The organism is Candidatus Benthicola sp., assembly GCF_058719085.1.
In genome coordinates this window covers 1-3,144 of sequence record NZ_JBZQEK010000147.1, presented here as the reverse complement: position 1 = coordinate 3,144, position 3,144 = coordinate 1, and the positions used below count along the sequence as shown (strand labels likewise).

The following is a 3,144-nucleotide window of genomic DNA, read 5'->3' as shown; positions in this document are numbered from 1 at the left end:
GGAGGTCTCCGCTCTCTCGTCCAGCGACAGGCCGGCGATATCGGCCATCGACACGACGCCCACGATCGTGCGATCTCGCAGCACCGGGAACGCGCGGGCGGGATATCGCAGGAAGTACCGCTCGACGAGTTCTTCGCCGGTCAGCCCACCGGGAACGAACACCGCTGGCCCGGTGAGGATCTGGCCGACAGCCACACCCTCGAGGGACCGTTTGAGCTCGTTCTGCTGGGCTGCCGACGCGGCCGCACCCGACAGAAACCACCCGAGGAAGATCCCCCACACACCGGCGAACTGGGCACCGCCCAGGAAGAGTACCAGTCCATACAGGATGAGAAGCCAGCCGAAGCCACGCCCCACCCAGGTGGCCCAGCGCGTGGCGCGGTACGGGTCGCCGGTCAGGCGCCACAGCACGGCCCGCAGCACGCGTCCGCCATCCAGTGGAAAGGCGGGCACCATATTGAACACGGCCAGCACGAGGTTGAGCATGGCTACCGTCTCGGACACGACCCGGGCGGAAGGCAGCCGCAGCGTTCCGAGCACGTTGGCGATCGCGAAGAAGATCCCGGCGAGAGCGAGGCTGCTCAGCGGTCCGACGATGGTGAGCAGGAACTCGTCCCCGGCCCGCTCGGGCTCGCGGCGCATCTCCGCTACGCCACCGAAGATGAACAGGGTGATTCCGGAAACCACGATACCGCGGGACCGGGCCACGACCGAGTGAGCGAGCTCGTGCAGGAGCACGGACAGGAACAGGAGGAGCGCGCCGGAAAGGCCCATGGCCAGGTAACCCGTCCGGGACAGGCCGGGCAGGTCCTCGGGGAACTGCCACGAGGCGAAGGTCCAGGTGACGAGGACGAGGACCACGAACCACGAATAGTCGATCCGTATCCGGAAGCCGAGCAGGCGTCCGGCCCTGAATCCGCCGAGTCTCACGCCGTCCTCACGCCCTCGACCGGGACGGGCAGTGCCCGCCGGTCCATCTCCCACAGCTCCACGCCTCGGTGCCGCCGGATCCGGGCCCACCAGGGGCGCTTCCGCTCGACCAGGAGCCACAGCCGGCCACCGGCCAGATTGCGCACGCGCGCCCACATGAGCGGGGCCTCGCGCGGCAGGCGAACCGACCACCGACCGTCCCTCCACTCGAACTCGGCGACGCCGTCCGTCCTCTCGATGACGACGTCGACGAAGGTCTCTCCATCGAGCCGCACGTGCCCGGCCTCGTCCGCGGGTAGGAATCTCGGAAAGAAGGGGTCGAACTCGAGCCCGGCAAGCCGGCGGTAGTTCTGATCGACCGCCCAGTCGAAGACGTCCAGGCCCTCCTCGTCGGCGGCGGCTTCCCGGTGGTGGAGCAGTTCGTGAAGCATCGTCTCCCACAGCTCCGCTTCCCAGTCGAAGCGCGGGTCACCCACCGCCAGCTCACCGAACGAGCCGTAGTAGAGCAGGATCTCGGAACGCGTGTCCCCCATCCCGCCCGTCGGGTCCGGCCAGTGTTCGGTCACGCACTCGCCGAGCGTCCAGATGCCGGGTAGGGTGGGATGACGCCGGGCCTCTTCCTCCACGGCGACCCCTACGACACCGGCCCGAAACACCTCCGGGATGTCCTCGTACATCCGCCCGGCGACCTCCGCAAACCGATCGAAGTTCATTCGTCGAGCGGCCTGGCGATATGGTACCGTCCCCTGAAGTGCAGAAGGGCCGATCGATCCTCCGACCGGGTGTGCGCCGCCGTGACGCGACCGACGAAGATCACGTGGTCCCCCGCCTCGATCTCCTGCTCCACCGCGCACTCGACCCAGGCCAAGGCATCCTCGAGCAGCGGACAACCCTCCGGGGCGGGAGACCAGCTCAGGTCCTGAAACTTGTGATCGTCCGCTCCGGAGAACCGCACCGAGGTCGGCAGGCCGTCCTCGTGAAGGAAGTTGAGAGCGTACCGGCCCGACTCCCGGATGGCCTCCAGCGTCTGCCCCCGGGTTCCCGCACACACGAGCACCAGTGGCGGGACGAGCGAAACGGAGCACACGGCGGTGGCCGTGAAGCCTCGCGGCTCCCCTTCGGCGTCCAGCGTGGTGACCACGGCGACGCCTCCCGCCAGGTGCCCCATGGCGCTTCGAAAACGGTCAGGACTCACGGACATCGGATCCCCATCGTCAGGGCAGGAAAGAAGTCGGAGGATCGTCCAGCTCGACGATCCACAGGCCCGAGCTCCGTTCGGACCCGAAGAGGTTTCCCTTGTACGGTTGAAGACCCCGGACGAACGTGGGGTCGAGCTCGACCCCGCCGGAGTCCTTCTCCACGTATCCACCGATCTCGCGCCCCTGCCGGTACAGATCGCCGCGAAGCTCGCCCTCGACGTCGACGGCCCGGAGCCCCGCCCGATCCTCGGCCACGTACAACCGGTCCTCCTGGACCCAGAGGTCGTGGACTCGAGTCTCCGGAACCCGATAGAACGCGACTTCAATCGGCTTCTCGATATCGGTCACGTCGAGGACGCGCACCTGGCCGCGCGGCCGGTCGACGCACCCGGAGCAGCCGACCCTTTCCTCTCCGAGAAACACGTAGTTTCGGTATCGCATCGCGCGGTGCGTGCTCGCGTACCCCTCGTCGCTTCGCTTCGCATGGTGCCGGTACCCCGAGACGAGCTCGGGTCGCGTCGGCGTTCCGCCCCGGATGCCGGCTCCCACGTCCAGGATCACCAGCCCGTCGTACCCGCAGCTGAGGTAGGCGAGGCCGTCGAGCACGAAAACGTCGTACAGGTTGCCGGCCCGGCCTTCGGCTTGCCACCGACCGGACTCCACCGGACTCAGCGGATCGGCGATGTTCACGATGCTCAACGTGTTCGTTCCGCTGTGCACCGCGTACACGAGGTCACCCTCGACCCACACGCTGCGCACCTCCTCCGGGTTCTCACCAGAGAAGCGGGTGAGCACGGCGGGGTGGGCCGCATCGGAGATGTCCAGGACGGTGAAGCCGCCGCTGAGAGTGGAAGGACCCTCGCTGACGACGACTGCAAGCGTGGCGTCACCGTTGATCTTCACGTCCCGAAGACGGCGGCCGTCCACCCTCACCGAGTCGGTGATCATCGGACCGGTCGGGTCGGTGACGTCCCACGCGTACATCGTCTCCACCCGGGTTCCCGTGTACGCGTAG

Annotated in this window: 4 protein-coding genes; all 4 read right to left on the bottom strand. The window is 67.7% G+C overall.

Going from position 1 to position 3,144, the window contains the following annotated elements:
• Positions 1 to 930, bottom strand: a 930-nt coding sequence (locus AC36XV_RS10995) for a site-2 protease family protein (RefSeq protein ID WP_492203730.1), incomplete at its 3' end; no start/stop codon positions are given.
• Positions 927 to 1,607 carry a hypothetical protein gene (locus tag AC36XV_RS10990; RefSeq protein WP_492203729.1) on the bottom strand — a complete coding sequence of 227 codons (681 nt, stop codon included), beginning with the start codon at positions 1,605 to 1,607 and terminating at the stop codon, positions 927 to 929. The genes AC36XV_RS10990 and AC36XV_RS10995, both read right to left, overlap by 4 nt.
• A gap of 32 nt (positions 1,608 to 1,639) precedes the next feature.
• Positions 1,640 to 2,125: a flavin reductase family protein gene (locus AC36XV_RS10985; RefSeq protein ID WP_492203728.1), complete on the bottom strand. Its 486-nt coding sequence runs from the start codon at positions 2,123 to 2,125 to the stop codon at positions 1,640 to 1,642.
• Between the two features lie 19 nt (positions 2,126 to 2,144).
• Positions 2,145 to 3,144: LVIVD repeat-containing protein (locus tag AC36XV_RS10980; RefSeq protein ID WP_492203727.1), on the bottom strand; the 1,000-nt coding region annotated here is incomplete at its 5' end.

Coding starts and splice junctions, on each gene's coding strand:
- AC36XV_RS10990 (WP_492203729.1), bottom strand. CDS start 1,607: ATGTACGAGGACATCCCGGAGGTGTTTCGGGCCGGTGTCGTAGGGGTC.